The following is an 18,288-nucleotide window of genomic DNA, read 5'->3' as shown; positions in this document are numbered from 1 at the left end:
CATGCAGCTGATCGAGCTGGGCATTCCCATGGTGCTGGCCCTCAACATGATGGACGAGATGCGGGCCAACGGCAACACCGTGCTGGTGAACCAGCTGGAAGAGGAACTGGGCATCCCGGTGGTGCCCATCAGCGCCGCCAAGAACGAAGGCATCGACGAGCTGATCGAGCACGCCATGCAGGTGGCCCTGAATCAGGAAAAGCCCGCCCGGGTGGATTTCTGCGCCGGCGCCATGCACCGCTGCATCCATGCCATCTGCCATCTGATCGAGGACCACGCCCAGCAGGCCCGCGTGCCTCTGCGCTTCGCCGCCACCAAGCTGGTGGAGGGCGATGTGCCCATGCTGGAGCGGCTGCATCTTTCCAACAACGAGAAGGAGCTTCTGGAGCACGCCATCACCGAGATGGAGGCCGACCTTTCCACCGACCGGGAGGCTGCTCTGGCCGACATGCGCTATGCCTTCATTGGTGCGCTGTGCGAGCACACCGTGATCAAAAAGGGCGAGAGCCGGGAGCATGCCCGCAGCGTGAAGATCGACAGCCTGCTCACCCACCGTTTTCTGGCCATTCCCATCTTTCTGGGCATCATGGGTCTGGTGTTCTGGCTCACCTTCGGCCTGATCGGCCAGGGCCTGAGCGACCTGCTGGGCCTGGGGCTGGATGCCCTGACCGGTCTGGTGGACAGCGCGCTCACCAGCTACGGCATCAACCCGGTGGTGCAGAGCCTGGTGATTGACGGCATCTTCGCCGGTGTGGGCAGCGTGCTCACCTTTTTGCCCATCATCGTGGTGCTGTTCTTCTTCCTCTCCATTCTGGAGGATTCCGGCTACATGGCCCGCGTGGCCTTTGTGATGGACAAGCTGCTGCGCAAGATCGGCCTTTCCGGCCGAAGCTTTGTGCCCATGCTCATCGGCTTTGGCTGCAGCGTGCCCGCCATCATGGCCACCCGCACCTTGTCCAGTGAGCGGGACCGGAAGATGACCATCCTGCTTACCCCCTTCATGAGCTGCTCGGCCAAGCTGCCCATCTACGCCATGTTCACCGCCGCCTTCTTCCCCAAGTATCAGGCGCTGGTGATGATCGGCCTTTATGTGACCGGCATTCTGGTGGGCATCCTGTTCGGCCTGCTGCTCAAGGGCACCGCCTTCAAGGGCGAGCCCGTTCCCTTCGTGATGGAGCTGCCCAACTACCGCCTGCCCAGCGCCGCCAGCGTGCTGCGGCTGATGTGGGAGAAGGCCAAGGACTTTTTGACCAAGGCCTTCACCGTGATCTTCGTGGCCTCCATCATCATCTGGTTCCTGCAGACCTTCGACGCCCGCCTGAACGTGGTGACCGATTCCTCCGCCAGCCTGCTGGCCATGCTGGGCGGTCTGATCGCTCCCCTGTTTGCGCCTCTGGGCTTCGGCGACTGGCGGGTCTCCACCGCGCTCATCACCGGCTTTACCGCCAAGGAGGCGGTGGTCTCCACCCTGGCGGTGCTCACCGGCTCCAGTCTGAACACCCTGCCCCAGGCGCTGGCAGGCCTCTTTACCCCCTTCACCGCCTTTGTGTTCCTGCTGTTCACCCTGCTGTATACTCCCTGTGTGGCGGCCATCGCCGCTGTGAAGCGGGAGATGGGCGGCGCGAAAGGTGCGCTCATTGTGGTGTTTGCCCAGTGCGGCATCGCCTGGCTGGTGGCCTTCGTGGTACGCTGCGTGGGGCTGCTGTTCGGGCTGTAATGCAAGCTTTTCCGGCCGGGCATCCGCCCCGGCTCTGATCCGGAGGTTTTTTCCATGAATTTACCCACTCTTTTTGTGCTTGCGATCGTTGTGGTCTGCTTTGTGGCCGCTCTTGTGTTCATCTGCAAAAACGGCGGCTTCGGCGGCGAGTGCAGCGGCGACTGCTCCAGCTGCGCCGCCCGCTGCGAAGCGGCCAAACAGAACAAGGAAGACGATAAGCACTGAAACAATTTTATCCGTTCACCCTCAAAGGGCGGGCGGGAGCTGATGCTCCTGCCCGCCCTTTTTTCTTTGCGTCCGTCCTTTACCCGCCGGCCGACTCATATTCATGCATATTATTCAGTCATATGTGCATATTATTCTTTTTGCAGCTTGTTTTCCACTTTTCTTCACACACACAAGCTTCGTTTCACATTCATACGAAATTAATAAATTCCCATTCAACAGGAATAAATATACTATATAATCTGTTAAATTTCAAATTATATGCATTCTATTCATCAAATCGCACAGCGTTTTCCTCTTTTGCCGCGCTGCTTTGTCAAAGTATACAGTCTTATAAAAATTCATTGACATTGAATATTTATTCAGCTATAATGAGTCTATCGCAAACAGAACAGCGGCTTTGAGGGGGCCGCTTCATCAAGGAGGAAACACAGTATGAAAAAGTTGATCGCATTCGCACTGGCATCCATTCTTACCCTGAGCCTGACCGCCTGCGGCGGCGGCGCTTCGTCCACTGCTTCTTCTGCAGCTGCGGCATCCACCGCCGCTTCTACCGCTTCTTCCGCGGCGGAAAGCACCGGTTCTTCCACCAGCACCGACGGTGCAACGCCCACCCTGGACGGCATCAAGGAGAAGGGCACCTTCACTCTGATGACCGCCACCGGCTTCCCGCCTTTTGAGTATCTGGGCGCGGACGGTCAGCCCGCCGGTGTGGACATCGACGTGGGCAAGCTGGTGGCCGATGAGCTGGGCGTGGAATACGAGGTTCTGGACATGGACTTCGGCCTGCTGATCGAGGCACTGAAGAGCGGCAAGGGCGACATGATCGGCGCGGGCATGACCGTGACCGACGAGCGTGCCCAGCAGGTGGACTTCACCGTTACCTACGCCACCGCCGGTCAGGTGCTGCTGCTGCCCGCGGACAGCACCAGCACCAGCGCCGAGGAGCTGAAGAGCGGTGACTACACCGTGACCGTACAGGCCAACACCACCGGCGACATCTACGTACAGGACACTCTGGGCATCTCTTCTCCCCTGCAGTTCAAGAACGCGGTGGAATGTGCCGCTGCTCTGGCCGCCGGTAAAGCCGACGCCGCTGTGATCGACAGCGTGGCCGCCAACACCATCGTGAAGAACTACGAGGGCGAGCTGAAGGTTCTGGACGAGATGGTCACCGAAGAGAACTACGCGCTGGCCATCGCCAAGGGCCAGGAGGATCTGGTGGAGTTCGTGAACCAGGTCATCGAAAAGAACATCGAGAACGGCACCATCGACAAGCTGCTGGAGGAGCACACCGCTCTTTCCAGCGAGGGCTGATAAAACCGGAGCGGCGGGGCCCAAAAACGGGCCCCGCGTTCCACAGTGAGGTTTTCATATGGAAAAGCTTTTGAACGACCTTTACATGGCCGTTATCTATCAAAACCGGTGGCAGGTGTATCTGGAGGGCCTGGGCAACACCCTGCTCATCACCGCCTGCGCTCTGCTCATCGGCATCCTGATCGGCCTTGTGGTGGCGCTGGTGCGCATCACCTGCGCACCCCGGAAAAACTTCCTGCAAAAGCTGGGCAGCTGGGTGTGCGGGCTGTACACCACCGTGATCCGCGGCACGCCCGTCATCGTGCAGCTGCTGATCCTCTATACCGTGATCCTGGCCAGCAGCGAAGGCATCGTGGTTTGTATCGTGGGCTTCGGCATCAATTCCGGCGCTTATCTGGCCGAGGTGGCCCGAAGCGGCATCGCCTCGGTGGACCCGGGTCAGATGGAGGCGGGGCGCAGCCTGGGCCTCGGCTACGGGGTGACCATGCGCAAGATCGTGCTGCCCCAGGCCGTGAAGAACATTCTGCCCGCCCTGTTCAACGAGTTCATCGCTCTGCTGAAGGAGACCAGCGTGGCCGGTTACATCGCGGTGCGCGACCTGACCAAAGCCTCGGACGGCATCCGCGGCATCACCTTCAACAGCGTTCCGCTGTATCTGGCGGCCATCATTTATCTGCTGTTCGTCATCGGCATCACCCAGATTCAGAAGCAGGTGGAAAGGAGGCTGGCCCAAAGTGATCGCAGTTAACAACCTGACCAAAGACTTCGGCGGGGTCCAGGTGCTCAAGGGCATCACCGAGACCATCTCCCCCGGCGAAAAGATCGCCATCATCGGGCCCTCCGGCTCGGGCAAATCTACCTTTCTGCGCTGTTTGAACCTGCTGGAGACCCCCACAAGCGGGCAGATCCTCTTCAAGGGGCAGGACATCACCGCCCCCGGCACCGACATCAACCAGGTGCGCCAGCACATGGGCATGGTGTTCCAGCATTTCAACCTGTTCCCCCACCTGACCGTGCGGGAGAACATCACCCTGGCACCGGTGCAGCTGAAGCTGCAAACCAAGGACGAGGCCAACGCCAAGGCCGAGGAGCTTTTAAAGCGCATCGGCTTGTACGACAAGATCGACACCTACCCCAGCAAGCTTTCCGGCGGGCAGAAGCAGCGCATCGCCATTGTGCGGGCGCTGGCCATGGACCCGGAGGTGCTGCTCTTCGACGAACCCACCAGTGCGCTGGACCCGGAAATGGTGGGCGAGGTTCTGGGCGTGATGAAGGACCTGGCCGACCAGGGCATGACCATGGTGATCGTGACCCACGAGATGGGCTTTGCCCGCGAGGTGGCCACCCGGGTCCTCTTTATGGACGGCGGCCAGGTACTGGAGCAAAACCCGCCCGCCGAATTTTTTGAACACCCGAAAAACGAGCGCCTTTGTTCGTTCCTGTCCAAGGTGCTTTGAATTTCATACAAGCAAAATCAAACAAAATCAAAAAACAACCGGCCCCGCTGCGGGCCGTCTGAAAGGATGCATATTATTATGAAAACTCAGTACAACAAGGTTCTGCTGGCCTACTCCGGCGGTCTGGATACCTCCATCATCATTCCCTGGCTGAAGGAAAACTACGGCTGTGAAGTCATCGCCGCCTCCGCCGACGTGGGCCAGGGCACCGAGCTGGACGGCCTGGAGGAAAAGGCCATCAAGACCGGCGCTTCCAAGCTGTATGTGCTGGATCTGACCGATGAGTTCATCGACGACTACGTCTTCCCCACCCTGCAGGCCGGCGCCAAGTACGAGGGCACCTATCTGCTGGGCACCAGCTTCGCCCGCCCGCCCATCGCAAAGCATCTGGTGGAGATCGCCGAGAAGGAAGGCTGCGACGCCATCTGCCACGGCTGCACCGGCAAGGGCAACGACCAGGTCCGCTTTGAGCTGAGCATCAAGGCCTTTGCGCCCGACATGCCCATCATCGCTCCCTGGAGAGAGTGGGACATCAAGAGCCGCGAGGAGGAGATCGACTACGCCGAGGCCCACAATGTACCCCTGAAGATCAACCGGGAAACCAACTACTCCAAGGACAAAAACCTCTGGCACCTGAGCCACGAGGGCCTGGATCTGGAGGACCCCAGCCTGGAGCCCCAGTACCAGAAGCCCGGTTTCCTGGAGCTGGGTGTGAGCCCGGAGCAGGCCCCGGACACCCCCACCTATGTGACCATCCACTTTGAGAAGGGCATTCCCACCGCGGTGGACGGCGTGGCCATGAAGGGCAGCGACATCGTGCGCACCCTGAACAAGCTGGGCGGCGAAAACGGCATCGGCATCATCGACATCGTGGAGAACCGTCTGGTTGGCATGAAGAGCCGCGGCGTATACGAGACCCCCGGCGGCGAGATCCTCTACTTCGCCCACGCTCAGCTGGAGATGCTCTGCCTGGACAAGGCAACTTCTCATTACAAGGCTCTGGTGGCCCAGAAGTTTGCCGACATCGTATACGACGGCCAGTGGTACACCCCCCTGCGTGAGGCCCTGAGCGCCTTTGTCACCGAGACTCAGAAGACCGTGACCGGCGATGTGAAGCTGAAGCTCTACAAGGGCAACATCATCCCCGCAGGCACCACCTCTCCGTACAGTCTGTACAGCGAGGAGCTGGCCACCTTCGGCGAGGACGGCATCTACGACCAGAAGGATTCCGCCGGATTCATCAACCTGTTCGGCCTGCCCGTCACCGTGCAGGCAAAGTGCAAGAAGAACTGGCCCAAGGAGTGAGAAGCAATGTTTCAGCATGTGATCGTAAAGACCCCCTGCAAGGCCATGGTGAACGGCATTACCGATCACCCCGAGCTGGGGACCCCCGACTATGAAAAGGCACTGGCCCAGCATGCGGCCTACATTGAGGCACTGAAGCAGTGCGGCGTGGATGTGACCGTGCTGCCGCCGGACGAGGCCTACCCGGACAGCTGCTTCGTGGAGGACCCGGCCATTGTGACCAAATACTGCGCCATCGTGACCAACCCGGGCGCAGACACCCGCAAGGGCGAGATTGCAGCCATCGAGCCGGTGCTGGAACAATTCTACCCCAAGGAGAAGATCTTCCACATCACCGACCCGGGCACCCTGGAGGGCGGCGACGTGATGATGTGCGGCGACACCTTCTACGTGGGCCGCTCCGCCCGCACCAACGAGGCGGGCATCCAGCAGCTGGCCGAAATCCTGGGCCAGTTCGGCTGCCAGGTGGTGGAGGTCCCCCTCACCGAGGTGCTTCACCTGAAAACCGGCGTGGTCTACCTGGAAAACAACAACATGCTCACCGCCGGGGAGTTCTGCGACAAGCCCGCCTTTGCCGGTTACAACAAGGTGACCATTCCCGCCGAGGAGGCCTACGCGGCCAACTGCATCTGGGTGAACGGCACCGTGCTGGTGCCCGAAGGCTACCCCACCGTACTGAAGGCGGTGCAGGAGCTGGGCTACAAGACCATCGTGTGCGACACCTCCGAATACCGCAAGATCGACGGCGGCCTGAGCTGCCTGTCCCTCCGTTTTTAAACCAGAAGAAGCGCCCCGGGTATCTTGGAATACCCGGGGCGCTTGCCTTTTTATGCAAAAAAGGAGCGCAGCCTTCGCCGCGCTCCCTTTGCTTCTGTTCAGTCGTTCTGTGCCTTGTGCACGATCCACACCTCGTGGGCCGCCACGGTGGCCTCCAGATCGTCCACCTTTTTCTCCAGACGGTCCAGCCGCTCGTTGGCCTGCACCACACCGTCCGCCACCTGGCGGATCATGGGCATGACCTGGCTTTCCACCACCACGTTCATGTGGTTCTTCATCCGCTCCTCGCTGGCGGTGACGGCCGTGTTGATAGAGTGATCCACATAGCTCTTCATCCGCTCTTCGCTGGCAGCGATGGCTGTGTTGATGGAATCCTCCATATAGCCCTTCATCCGCTCCTCGCTGGCAGCGATGGCTGTATTGATGGAATCTTCCATATAGCTCTTCATCCGCTCTTCACTGGCGGTGACGGCTGTATTGATCAAACCCGCAAGGGCCTGCATATCTTCCTGGGTCAGCATGGTGCGCTCCTTTCCTCCGGGGGCTGCTTTCTTCACTCATCTGTTGCATTGCTCAGTATAGCACAGCTGCCCCGGGGGAATCAATGCGTTTTTTGCCCAAAACCGGCTGGCAGTTTTTTCCCGTTTTACGGTGCGGGCACCGGCTCCGGCTGGCGGGTGCAGATCTGCCGCAGCTTTTCCACCAGGCGCTCATTGTCCGCCCTAGTACCCACCGCCAGACGGCACCAGCTGCTGTCCAGCCCGTGGAAGGCAGCGCAGCTGCGCACCATCAGACCCGCGGAGATCAGAGTATCCGCAAAGCCCGCCGGGCCCTGCACCAGCACAAAATTTACCCGGCTGTCCAGCACGGTGAGGCCCAGCTGCCGCAGCTGTTCGGTGAGCCAGGGGCGCTCGGTTTCCAGCAAAGCCCGGGTCTTTTCCAGATGCTCCGGCTGGCGCAGCGCGGCCAGCGCCGCGGCCTGGGCCGGGCCGTTCACCCCGAAGCGGGGACCGGCGGCGGTCATCTGCCGCACCAGCTCCTCGTGGGAGGAGATGGCATAGCCCACCCGCAGGCCGGGCATGCCCCAGGCCTTGGAGAAGCTGTCCACCACCACAAGGCCCGGGCAGTATACCGCGTCCTGCTTGAGGGAGTGCTCCTGCCCGTCCCGGGCAAGCTCAATGAAGCTCTCGTCCACTACACACAGCACATCCCGCTCGGCACACAGCTTCACCAGATTCATCAGTCGGCTGCGGGGCAAAAGCGCACCGGTGGGGTTGCCCGGGTTGCACAGCACCAGCATCTGCGCCCCCTCCAGAGCCTGCTCCACCGCATCGGCCTCAGGCACAAAATCCTGCTCGGGGCCTGCCATCAGATGCACCAGCTCGCAGCCGGTCTGCTCCAGCGCCCGACCGTATTCCTCATAGGCCGGCTCCAGGATCACTGCCTTCTTCGGCTGCACCGCCCGGGCCAGCCGCCAGATCACCTCGTCCGCACCGGAGGCCACAAACACGCTCTTGGTCAGCACCTCATACCGGTCCGCCAGAGCTGCCCGCAGGGCGGTGCAGTCCGGGTCCGGATATGTATCGGCAGCGGTCAAAGCGGCGGCAGCGGCCTGGGCCGCCACCGGGGGCATACCCAGCGGGTTGCTGCTGCCGGAGGCATCCAGCGTGCGCAGAGCCAGCGGCGGCATGGAGGGAGCCTCAATGCCCAGAAACTCCAGCAGCGCCCCGGCCTGGGCCATGGTCTCATCGAAGCCCTGCTGGTACAGCGCCCGCAGCTTGTTCACATCCCGCTCGGTGCGGGTCACGGTGACCGGGTTCTGGGGCCGGATCACAAACACCTTGCCCTCCTGCTCCAGCTCCTCGATGCGGCGCACCCGGCGGTTATAGTCCTCCGCCTGATGCAGGCAGGCCTCCATCAGCTGGGGATGGGTCTTGTAGCGGCGGCGGTACATCTGGTCGATGGCCGGGCCCTGGCCCTTTTTGCGGAAACCCTTCTGCCGGGTGAGCACCACCACCAGCTTGCCCGCCGGGAAGGGCAGCTCCTCCGGCAGGGGGATGCAGCTGGCGATGCCGCCGTCCAGGCAGACGTCCTCGCCCACCTTCACCATACTGCACAGCAGCGGCATGCTGCAGCTGGCCCGGCAGGCGGTGAAGAACTCCTCGCCCATCTCCTTGTCGTGGTAGAAGATAGCCTTGCCGGTGCGGCAGTCGGTGGCCACCGCCCACATGCTCTGATCGGAATGATAGAAGGTCTCGTAGTCAAAGGGCACCAGCTCATGGCTGAGCTGCCCGAACACGAAGTCGAAGTTGAAGAAGCTGAAGGTCTTCAGCAGGTGGGACGGCCCCATGTAACGGGGGTCGTTCACGTAGTTCAGGTTGATGTCCCGGCTGCGGCCCGGCTGGCGGGACAGATAGCTCAGCGCGTTCAGCGAGCCCGCACTCACGCCCACCACATTGGGGATGCGCACGCCAAGCTCCATCAGCGCGTCCAGCACACCGGAGGTGTAAACGCCCCGCAGAGCGCCGCCCTCCAAAATCAATGTATCGTTCTGGTTCATGGTCTTTCCCTCACTTCCTCCGGGCAGGGCAAAAACGCCGCCGCCCGTTTGCTGGTTCAAAAAAGAAATATACTGTTTAGTATAGTACAAAATTATAAAAAAATCATGCCCTGCCGTGAAAAAAAACAGGCGGGGCATGATTGCCTCAATGATAATATCGGCCGACCATCTTGTCCAGGTCCAGCACCGCACGCTCCGCGCCGCGGGCCACCTTTTTGGCCATCTTTTTCATCTTGCGGGTGTTCTTACCCTTGGTCCCCGCGGCCACCCCGGCCGCTACTGCCATGGTCGCGGCGGTCAGGCCCGCGGCTGCCATCATGGTTTTCTTTTCCATTTTGTGTTCTCCTCCCTGGGTAAAATCCGCAAGCGCCTGCGCCTGCGTTACAGGGTTTAGTCTGCCCTGCTTTTCCTGACCTATACGGTTTTCTTACGGATTCTCTCTTTCTTTGCGGCGGGAATTGTGATAGACTATATAAGTTAAGAGTCGCCTGCCCTGCTGGGAGCAGGCCCCTCTTATTCAGAAGGAGTGACCTTTTTTTGAAGCATAACGCACCCAAAACCATTTTGTGCATTCATGATCTGTCCGGCATGGGGCGGTGCAGCCTGAGCGTTGCCGCACCGGTACTGGCCACGATGGGCCACCAGCCCGTTCTTCTGCCCACGACCCTGCTTTCCACCCACACCGGCGGCCTGGGCAAGCCGGTGGTGCAGCCGCTGGCCTCCTACGCCGATGCCGCGCTGGACCACTACCGCAAGCTGGGCGTGGAGTTCGACTGCATCTATTCCGGTTACCTGGCCAGCGAGGCTGAGCAGCAGCTGGTGCTCAAGGCCTTTTCCTACTGGCCCGGCGCACTGAAGGTGGTGGACCCGGTACTGGCCGATCACGGACGCTTTTACACCGGCATGCAGGACCTGCTGCCCGGCATGCGTGAGCTGTGCCGCCAGGCGGACCTGATTCTGCCCAACCTGACCGAAGCCTGCTTTTTGCTGGGCCGGGAATACAGCGCCGAGGAGTTCACCCCCGAGCAGGCCCAGGCTCTGGCCGATGAGGTGAGCGCCAATGTGCAGCGTGCAGTGGTGACCGGCCTGCCTCTGGCAAAGCACCTGGCCTGTGCCGGCTCCAGCGGACGGGACCGCTTTGTGGTCAAGCGTCTGCGCATCGACCGCAGCTACCCGGGCACCGGCGATCTGTTCGCCGCCGTTCTGGTGGGCTGCCTTTTGCGCGGCAACGCCCTTTCCGCCGCGGCGGATGCTGCCGCCGGCTTCGTGGCCGAGGCCATCAACAACACGGCACCCACCGCGGACCCGGCCTTCGGCGTATGGTTCGAGCCGCTGCTGGGCCGCCTGAGCGGAGGAAACTGAACATGCCTGTTTTGAACATTGTTCTGGTGGAGCCCCAGATCCCGGAGAACACCGGCAACATCGCCCGCACCTGCGCGGTGACCGGCGCCCGGCTGCATCTGGTGCGGCCTCTGGGCTTTGAGGTAACGGACAAGCACCTGAAGCGGGCGGGGCTGGATTACTGGCACCTGCTGGACATCACCTATTACGACAATCTGGATGACTTTTTCGCAAAGAACAGCGGCCCCTTCTTTTATTTCACCAGCAAGGGCCGCCACCGTCACACCGATGTGACCTACCCGGACGGCAGCTATCTGGTGTTCGGGCGGGAGGATGCCGGCCTGCCGGAGCGGCTGCTGTTTGAAAACCCGGACCACTGTGTGCGGATGCCCATGCGCAAGGGTGTTCGCTGCCTGAATCTTTCCAACTCGGTGGCCGTCGGGGTATACGAAGCGCTTCGCCAATGGGATTTTGCGGACCTGGAGAGCCAGGGCCAACTGACCAAATACGAATGGAAGTGAGGAGTACCATGCGTAAGATCGCCGTTTTGACCGACTCTGCCTGTGACATTCCTGTGGAACTTCAGGAAAAGTACGGCATCGACATCCTGCCCTTCACCATCACGCTGGACGGCGTGAGCTATGTGGAGCGCAAGGATTTCACCTTCGACCAGTACTACCAGATGCTGCGGGACGCCAAGGGCACCCCCAGCACCGCCCACATCACCGCCATGCAGTTCTGCGACCAGTTCTGCAAATATCTGGATGAGGGCTACACCGATGTGCTGTATGTGAGCATCAACTCCACCGGCAGCGCCACCCACGACGCCGCCGTGATGGGCGTGGACCTGCTGAACGAGGAGCGCCCCGGCCACGAGCTGCGGGTGCATATCGTGGACAGCCACACCTATTCCTTCATCTACGGCTGGCCGGTCTGCGAGGCCGCCCGCCTTCTGCGCAACGGCGCTGAGCTGGAGTATGTGATGAACATGCTGAACGAGCGCTTTGCCCGGGCCGAGGTGGTGCTTTCCGCCTTCAGCCTGAAGGTGATGAAGAAGAGCGGCCGTGTTTCGGCTGCCGCCGCCTTCGCGGGCGAGCTGCTGGGCCTGCGCCCCATCATCAGCCTGATCGACGGCAAGAGCAAGGTGGAGGCCAAGGTGCGCGGCGATGCCGCCGTGCCCGGCGCGCTGATCAAGTACGTGCGCAGCCGCGTGGACAACATCGACGAGGACTTCGAGTACATGATCGCCTGCACCGACATTCCCGCGGTGGATGATCTGATCAAGCAGTGCAAGAAGGAGTTCGGCCACGGTCCCCTGCATGTGTTCAAGCTGGGCGCCGCGGTGGCCAGCAACACCGGCCCGGACACCATCGCCATCACCTACCTGGGCCGTCCCCGCCGCTGATTTTTCCATTGCAACAAAAATGCCCCGGCAGCCGCCGGGGCATTTTTTGTTTGCTTGTTGTTCAGGCCCTTCCCTCCGAGCCTGCCAGCCGGATGATCCGCTTCACATCCTCGCACAGGACGTCGCTGGCGTACTGACTCACCTTCCAGGAATGGCCCTGGTGGTCCAGCTCGTCCATTGCCCGCCGGTAGTTTTCCAGATACTTCCAGCGGATCTCGGTACCGAAGTTGATCTTGGCCACGCCCAGCCGGATGGCCGCTTTGACCAGCTCCTCCTCCATACCGGTGCAGCCATGCAGCACCAGCGGAAGATCGGTAAAGGCACGCACCTGCTCCAGAACCTCCAGATGGATGTCCGGTTTGCCCTTGTAATAGCCGTGGGCATTGCCGATGCCGATGGCCAGAGTATCCGGCTGGCACAGCTGCAGAAACCGGCGCACCTGCTCGGGACGGGCAATGTTCCTGTTCTCCAGCGCCACGCCGTTTTCCAGCCGGAGCAGCTCGCCCACCTCCGCCTCCACCGGCACCGCCCGATCCCGGGCCATGGCCAGCACCTGGTTGGTGAGGGCGGCATTTTCCTCCACCGGCAGGCGGGAGCCGTCGATCATCAGGCTGGTGAAGCCCAGCTCCAGCGCCTGGGCACAGAGCTCCGCGCTGTCGCCGTGGTCCAGATGGATGGACACCGGCACATCCACCTGCCCGGCGCACCATTGGGCGGTATGCACGAACCAGTCGTGGCCGGAGTAGGCCCCGGTGCCCGGGTAATGGGCCAGGATCATGGGGCTGCCCAGCTCCTGAGCCGCCTTGCAGCAGGCCCGGATGATATCGTAGTTTCCGCCCTGGGTGTTGATGGCGGGAATGGCATAGCCCTCCCGGGCGGCTTTGCGCAGCTGGTCCAGGTTGTTGGTCAGCATGGCCTGCTCTCTCCTTTCCAAATGACACGACGACACGGCGGCCGCTGCCCCATTGCCGGGGCAGGGCCGCCGTGAAACAGAATTCTTTTGCTTACAGCTGAGGCTTGAAGGTGACGAAACGGCGCAGCTCCTCGCCGATCAGCGGGCGGCACCAGTCCACGAAGGCGGGGGTCACATCCCGGCCGTCGGCGCTGATGAACTCATCCGGCAGCTTGCGCTCGTGCAGCATCACCTGCTCCACCGGGATCAGGAAGGTCTCGGACTTGTAGACCGGGCCGGGCACACGGCGGAAGCCCACCATCACGCCGTTCTCCCCGTTCAGGGCGGCACGGCAGGCCTCGGCACCGGCGATCACCGCCTCCTCCCGGTCCACGCTGGACTGGAAGGCAATGGAGGACCGGTTGCAGATGCCCGGCTTTTCGCTGCGGGCCTTGATGCCCAGCTTCTGGATCACCAGATTGGCCAGATGGGCGCTCACGTCGCCGTAATAGACCGAGCGGCCCACCTGGAAGATGGGCGGCACGATGGAGGAGCCGTCCGGATTGCACAGGCCCTCGCTGGTCACGATGACCACGCCGCCCTTTTTGCGGTGCAGCTGCTGCACCCGCTCCAGGAATTCCTCCTCAATGAAGGGGCGCTCGGGCAGGTAGATCATGTCCGGGCCGTCGCCGTTGCCGCTGCGGGCAAGGGCGCTGGCGGCGGCGATCCAGCCCGCGTTGCGGCCCATGGCCTCGATCACGCACACATGGATGGGCAGGCTGCGCACATCCTGGCTCACCTCGCTGGTGATGGCCGCGATGTAACGGGCAGCGGAGCCGAAGCCCGGGGCATGATCGGTGACGGCGATGTCGTTGTCGATGGTTTTGGGAATGCCCACCACCCGCACGTCCACGCCCTCGGCCACACAGGCCTTATAGAGCTTGCCGCAGGCATCCATGCTGCCGTTGCCGCCGTTGAACAGCACATATTTGATGTTGTGCTTTTTGCAGATGCGGGCCATGTTGGCGTAGTCCTCGGCCTCCAGCGGGTCCCGGCTGGTACCGATGGCCGAAGCCGGGGTCTGCAGCAGCAGGCGCAGCTCCTCCTCGGGCACGGCGCTCAGCTCACAGAACTGCTCCCGCAGCATACCGCCGCTGCCGCCGATGGCACCATACACCTTGTCCACCTGATCCGGGTGCTTTTTGGCTTCGGTCACCGCGCCATACAGCGAGGAATTGATCACGGCGGTGGGGGCGCCGCCGTGCACGATCAGCAGATTTCCTTTCATCGCTTTTCTCCTTGTTCTTAATCTGTTCTTGCGTTGAACGTTTTCCTATATGCAATGGCAGGCCCGCCGGGGGCCGCCAGAACCTACTTATTCCACCGCCGTGCTGGCCCGGCAGATCAAACGGGTGTACACCCGCACCGGTTCGGGCACCTGGCCCTCTTCGATCATGGTCTTGAGCATATCCACCGCGATGCGGGCGATCTCGGCCCGGGGGATCTCCATACTGGTGAGCGGGGGCGCCACATACTGGCCCAAGCTGGAGTTATCAAAGCCGATGACCGCGATATCCTGCGGGATGCGTTTCCCCTCCGCCTGAGCCGCCTGCATGGCGATGCAGGCCACCTTGTCGTTTCGGCCGAAGATGGCGTTCACCGGCCGGCCGCTGCGCAGATACGCCCGCACCCGCTCAGCCAGCTGCTCCGGGCTGTCGCATCCGGTGATGATCCGGCTTACCGGGTCCGCGCAGTAGCCGCTCTCCTGCATCTGGTGCACAAAGCCCCGGTAGCGCAGATCGTCCATATTGCTGAAATTGCCCCGGGCGCTGTAGCGGTCGATGTACAGGATATCTCTGCGGCCCAAGCCCCCCAGATACTGCACGCACTCCCGCGCGCCCTCGTACAGGCCGTTGTCGATCCGGCCCGCGCCCTTCACCTGGGAATAATCCCGGTTTTCCAGCAGAACCACCGGGATATTGGCATCCACGAACCGCTGGATAAACGCCTGGGGGAAGCTGACCGAGCTGATGATCAGACCGTCCGGCCGGCGGCCGATGATCTCGTTCACGAACTGCTCGGTGTTCCGGTTGGAGCACAGCGACACCATGTAGCCCAGCCCGTAGGCGCACTGGTCCAGCTCGTTCACCAGCAGGCTGAAGTGCTCGGTGACGATCTGGTCCGCGATGAAGATGATCTGGTTGCTGCTCTTACCCTTCAGGGCCCGGGCGATGCTGTTGGGCCGGTAGTTCAGCTGGCGCACAGCCTCCTCCACCCGGCGGCGCTTCTCCTTGTCCACATATCGATTGTTGTTGATCACATAAGAGACCACCGTCTCGCTGACTCCGGCCAGACGCGCCACATCCTTGCGGGTGACCTGCTTGAATTTTGATTCCATGCTGCGACCTCCTTCATCTAAACACGAGTGTATCTCTCTTCCCTCATTATAAATCCACTGCATGCCGCCGTCAAATAAAACGCGGCGCATCCCTGTAAAATTTTCAGGAGCTTTTTATTGCACTTTGACGATACTATTTGATATAATACCGGTATGCGCCGCAAGGCGCAAGAGCAACTTAGGATTTTAGGCTCGCCCGGGTTTTGCCCGGGCCCACCCGTTTGGACCTGGCAGTGCCAAACGGATAAAATCTTTCTGCCGGAGTGTAATCATGAATACGAAACGTCTTGTCCGCGCGGCCATGGTGGCCGCAATTTACGTGGTGCTCTGCCTGGTGCTGGCCCCCTTCAGCTACGGCGCCGTGCAGGTTCGCCTGGCCGAGATGCTGTGCCTGTTGCCAGTGTTCGGTGCGGAGTACATTGTGGCTGTGACCCTGGGCTGCTTTTTGGCCAACCTGTTGGGCTCCACCCTGGTGGATGTGGTGTTCGGCACCGCTGCCACTCTGGTGGCCTGCCTGGTAACCTACGCGGTGCGCAAGATGCGCGTGGGTGGTCTGGCCATTCCCTCCGCGATCCCTCCCATTGTGAGCAATGCGGTGATCGTGGGCGCGCTGGAGCTCACCTTCTTTCTGCCCGGCGTCACCGGCACCGCTGCGCTGGCGGCCTGGAATGCCCTGACCGTGGGCATCGGCGAGGTAATCAGCTGCGGCATTCTGGGCGTGGCCCTGGTGAAGCTGATGGAGAGCAACGCCGGCCTGCGCCGCCTGTTCTGCGAATGAGCCGTTTCTTTTAAAACGAAAAAAGGAGGCCGCCATGAAACCGAGTCTTTTGATCTGGGACTGGAACGGGACCCTGCTGGACGATGTGGCCCTGTGCAACCAGTGCCTGAACGATCTGCTGGCCGGGCACGGCTACGCCCAGCGATACGACGCGGCCGCCTACAAGGAAATTTTCGGATTTCCCATCCAGGACTATTATGTCCGGGCGGGCTTTGATTTCAGCCGCCACCCCTACGAGGAGCTGGCCGAAATTTACATGGCCCAATATCTGCCCGCCGCCGAGGGCTGCGGGCTCTGCCCCGGTGCCCGCGAGGCGCTGGAGTGGGCGAAGGAGTCCGGCATCCGCCAGGTGATCCTTTCCGCCTCCCAGCTGCCCATCCTGCGCCGCCAGGTGGAGGAGCGTTCGCTTTCTGGCTTCTTTGATGAGTTGCTCGGCCAGAGCGACATCTACGCCCGGGGCAAAAAAGAGACCGGCCTTTCCTATTTAAAGGAAAGCGGCATCGACCCGGCCAGCGCCGTGCTGGTGGGTGACACCCTGCACGACTTCGAGGTGGCCCGGGCCATGGGCACCGGCTGCGTGCTCTGCGCCGCCGGACACCAGAGCCGGGCGCGGCTGGAGGCCGCCGGGGTGCCGGTGATCGGCACTCTGAACGAGCTGCCCGCCTGCCTGGAACAGCTGTAAACAACAAAAACGCCCTCCCGGCCTGGAGGGCGTTTTCTTTATAAAATAAGCGTCAGGCCACGAACAGGAACACCGCCAGAAAATGGAGCAGGCTTCCTGCCAGAATGAACAGATGGAACAGCTCGTGGAACCCCCAGTTGGGGCCCAGGTTGGGGCGCTTGGCGATGTAGATCACCGCACCCACCGAGTAGCTGATGCCGCCTGCCGCCACCAGTGCCAGGCAGGCGGTGGGCATGGAGGCAAAGGCGGGCAGATCCACCAGAATGGACCAGCCCATGGCCAGATAAATCAGGGTACCGATCCAGCGGGGTGCGTCCAGCCAGACCAGCTTGAACAGAATGCCCAGAAAGGCCGCCGCCCATAAACAGCCCAGGAAAATTTCCCGCTCTCCGGCGGGCATATAGGCCACACAGAAGGGCGTATAGCTGCCCGCAATGAGCACATAGATCATGGCGTGGTCCAGCTTGCGCAGCCGCCGCAGCGGCGCCGCCGCGCACAGTGCGTAGTGATAGATGCTGCTGGCGGAGTACAGCGCCACCAGCGAAAGGCCGAACAGGGCTACCCCCGCCAGCACCAGCGCGCTGGAGCCCTGCCACAGGCTGCGGCCCACCAGCAGAAAGGTGGCGATCACACCGCCCACAGCACCCCAGAAATGGGTGTAGCTGCTCATGGGCTCACGGCCCTTTGCAAAATACCGGCTCATTCAATCCCCTCCTCGAGTTCATCTCGTTTCAAAAACTATATTCTATTGTTAGTATAACTACTTTATGCAATAAAATCAATGTCTGACAAAAAAATTAACAAATATTCCACCCCCTCGCTTTGACAGGGGGCCATGGATGATGTATGATATTAGAATAGCGTAGTATGGGCTTTCTATACACGCACGGCGCCGCCCCTTTGTGCGGCCGCTTTTGTGTATCAACGATATAGAGAAGAATGTGAGTGATCGATTTGGCATTTTTAGACAAGCTCTTCGGTTCCTTTTCCGACAAGGAGCTGAAAAAGATCCGCCCCATCGCCGATAAGGTGATCGCGCTGGAGAGCGAGATGGCCGCCAAGACCGACGCGGAGCTGCAGGCCATGACCCCCGCTCTGAAGGAGCGGCTGGCAAACGGCGAAACGCTGGACGATATCCTGCCCGAGGCCTTTGCCGTCTGCCGTGAGGCCAGCTGGCGTGTGCTGGGCATGAAGCACTTCCCCGTGCAGATCATCGGTGGTATCGTGCTGCATCGCGCCTGCATCGCCGAGATGCAGACCGGTGAAGGCAAGACCCTGGTGGCCACCCTGCCCGTTTACCTGAACGCACTGGCCGGCAAGGGCGTGCACGTGGTGACCGTGAACGATTACCTGGCCCGCCGCGACTCCGAGTGGATGGGCAAGCTGTACCGCTGGCTGGGCCTGAAGGTGGGCCTGATCGTGCAGGGCATCACC

At 61.4% G+C, this 18,288-nt stretch carries 19 protein-coding genes and 1 pseudogene; 13 read left to right on the top strand and 7 right to left on the bottom strand.

The features are described from left to right. The 7 genes from feoB to J7G73_RS06820 all read left to right on the top strand — a co-directional run. A partial coding sequence (gene feoB / locus J7G73_RS06850) for a ferrous iron transport protein B (protein ID WP_291245717.1) occupies window positions 1-1,717 on the top strand: 1,717 nt, incomplete at its 5' end. A 54-nt stretch (window positions 1,718-1,771) separates the two neighbouring features. Further along, window positions 1,772-1,942 carry a FeoB-associated Cys-rich membrane protein gene (locus J7G73_RS06845; RefSeq protein WP_291245716.1) on the top strand — a complete coding sequence of 57 codons (171 nt, stop codon included), beginning with the start codon at window positions 1,772-1,774 and terminating at the stop codon, window positions 1,940-1,942. 435 nt (window positions 1,943-2,377) lie between these two features. Next, window positions 2,378-3,259: an ABC transporter substrate-binding protein gene (locus tag J7G73_RS06840; RefSeq protein WP_291245715.1), complete on the top strand. Its 882-nt coding sequence runs from the start codon at window positions 2,378-2,380 to the stop codon at window positions 3,257-3,259. 58 nt (window positions 3,260-3,317) lie between these two features. Beyond that, window positions 3,318-4,007 carry an amino acid ABC transporter permease gene (locus J7G73_RS06835; protein ID WP_087292724.1) on the top strand — a complete coding sequence of 230 codons (690 nt, stop codon included), beginning with the start codon at window positions 3,318-3,320 and terminating at the stop codon, window positions 4,005-4,007. Continuing rightward, window positions 3,994-4,716 (top strand): amino acid ABC transporter ATP-binding protein, encoded by a 723-nt coding sequence (locus J7G73_RS06830; RefSeq protein ID WP_087292727.1) that lies wholly within the window; start codon window positions 3,994-3,996, stop codon window positions 4,714-4,716. Before J7G73_RS06835 ends, J7G73_RS06830 begins: the two co-directional genes overlap by 14 nt. Before the next feature lie 78 nt (window positions 4,717-4,794). Beyond that, window positions 4,795-6,021: an argininosuccinate synthase gene (locus J7G73_RS06825; protein WP_087183519.1), complete on the top strand. Its 1,227-nt coding sequence runs from the start codon at window positions 4,795-4,797 to the stop codon at window positions 6,019-6,021. A gap of 6 nt (window positions 6,022-6,027) precedes the next feature. Beyond that, window positions 6,028-6,798: a dimethylarginine dimethylaminohydrolase family protein gene (locus tag J7G73_RS06820; protein ID WP_291245714.1), complete on the top strand. Its 771-nt coding sequence runs from the start codon at window positions 6,028-6,030 to the stop codon at window positions 6,796-6,798. Window positions 6,799-6,896: 98 nt separating this feature from the next. On the opposite strand, the gene J7G73_RS06815 is transcribed toward J7G73_RS06820, so the two are convergent. From J7G73_RS06815 to J7G73_RS06805, 3 genes are all read right to left on the bottom strand, one after another. Then, complete coding sequence (locus tag J7G73_RS06815) at window positions 6,897-7,319, bottom strand: hypothetical protein (protein ID WP_087292739.1); 423 nt, start codon at window positions 7,317-7,319, stop codon at window positions 6,897-6,899. Between the two features lie 125 nt (window positions 7,320-7,444). Further along, complete coding sequence (locus tag J7G73_RS06810) at window positions 7,445-9,358, bottom strand: aminotransferase class I/II-fold pyridoxal phosphate-dependent enzyme (protein ID WP_291245713.1); 1,914 nt, start codon at window positions 9,356-9,358, stop codon at window positions 7,445-7,447. Window positions 9,359-9,503: 145 nt separating this feature from the next. Next, entirely contained in the window at window positions 9,504-9,692 is a 189-nt protein-coding gene (locus J7G73_RS06805; protein WP_087181677.1) for a hypothetical protein, read from the bottom strand. Between the two features lie 203 nt (window positions 9,693-9,895). Between J7G73_RS06805 and J7G73_RS06800 the strand changes: the two genes are divergently transcribed. From J7G73_RS06800 to J7G73_RS06790, 3 genes are read left to right on the top strand one after another with little or no spacing between them, the layout of a single operon-like run. After that, complete coding sequence (locus tag J7G73_RS06800) at window positions 9,896-10,720, top strand: pyridoxamine kinase (protein WP_291245712.1); 825 nt, start codon at window positions 9,896-9,898, stop codon at window positions 10,718-10,720. Between the two features lie 2 nt (window positions 10,721-10,722). Beyond that, window positions 10,723-11,220, top strand: coding sequence for a tRNA (cytidine(34)-2'-O)-methyltransferase (locus tag J7G73_RS06795; protein ID WP_087292745.1), 498 nt, complete (start codon window positions 10,723-10,725; stop codon window positions 11,218-11,220). 8 nt (window positions 11,221-11,228) lie between these two features. Next, entirely contained in the window at window positions 11,229-12,104 is an 876-nt protein-coding gene (locus tag J7G73_RS06790; RefSeq protein WP_291245711.1) for a DegV family protein, read from the top strand. Window positions 12,105-12,165: 61 nt separating this feature from the next. Here J7G73_RS06790 and J7G73_RS06785 read toward each other — a convergent pair whose 3' ends face one another. The 3 genes from J7G73_RS06785 to J7G73_RS06775 form a co-directional block, all read right to left on the bottom strand. Continuing rightward, window positions 12,166-13,017: a class II fructose-bisphosphate aldolase gene (locus J7G73_RS06785; protein WP_291245710.1), complete on the bottom strand. Its 852-nt coding sequence runs from the start codon at window positions 13,015-13,017 to the stop codon at window positions 12,166-12,168. A gap of 91 nt (window positions 13,018-13,108) precedes the next feature. Further along, on the bottom strand, window positions 13,109-14,284 hold the full coding sequence (locus tag J7G73_RS06780) for a diphosphate--fructose-6-phosphate 1-phosphotransferase (protein WP_291245709.1): 1,176 nt from the start codon (window positions 14,282-14,284) through the stop codon (window positions 13,109-13,111). An 87-nt stretch (window positions 14,285-14,371) separates the two neighbouring features. Next, window positions 14,372-15,394: a LacI family DNA-binding transcriptional regulator gene (locus J7G73_RS06775; protein ID WP_291245708.1), complete on the bottom strand. Its 1,023-nt coding sequence runs from the start codon at window positions 15,392-15,394 to the stop codon at window positions 14,372-14,374. 271 nt (window positions 15,395-15,665) lie between these two features. Here J7G73_RS06775 and J7G73_RS06770 point away from each other — a divergent pair, with 271 nt between their 5' ends. Continuing rightward, window positions 15,666-16,172, top strand: a complete 507-nt coding sequence (locus J7G73_RS06770) for a QueT transporter family protein (RefSeq protein ID WP_291245707.1) — start codon at window positions 15,666-15,668, stop codon at window positions 16,170-16,172. Between the two features lie 34 nt (window positions 16,173-16,206). Then, entirely contained in the window at window positions 16,207-16,854 is a 648-nt protein-coding gene (locus tag J7G73_RS06765) for an HAD family hydrolase (protein WP_291245706.1), read from the top strand. A 52-nt stretch (window positions 16,855-16,906) separates the two neighbouring features. Here the strand turns inward: J7G73_RS06765 and J7G73_RS06760 are convergent, their stop codons facing one another. Beyond that, window positions 16,907-17,557, bottom strand: a complete 651-nt coding sequence (locus J7G73_RS06760; RefSeq protein ID WP_087292765.1) for a hemolysin III family protein — start codon at window positions 17,555-17,557, stop codon at window positions 16,907-16,909. A 251-nt stretch (window positions 17,558-17,808) separates the two neighbouring features. Between J7G73_RS06760 and J7G73_RS06755 the strand changes: the two are divergent. Next, window positions 17,809-18,288, top strand: a pseudogene (locus J7G73_RS06755) (preprotein translocase subunit SecA); the annotation flags it as partial.

The sequence above is a fragment of the Allofournierella sp. genome, from assembly GCF_017889395.1.
Taxonomy (GTDB): Bacteria; Bacillota; Clostridia; order Oscillospirales; family Ruminococcaceae; genus Allofournierella.
This window is presented reverse-complemented; position numbering and strand designations above follow the sequence as displayed.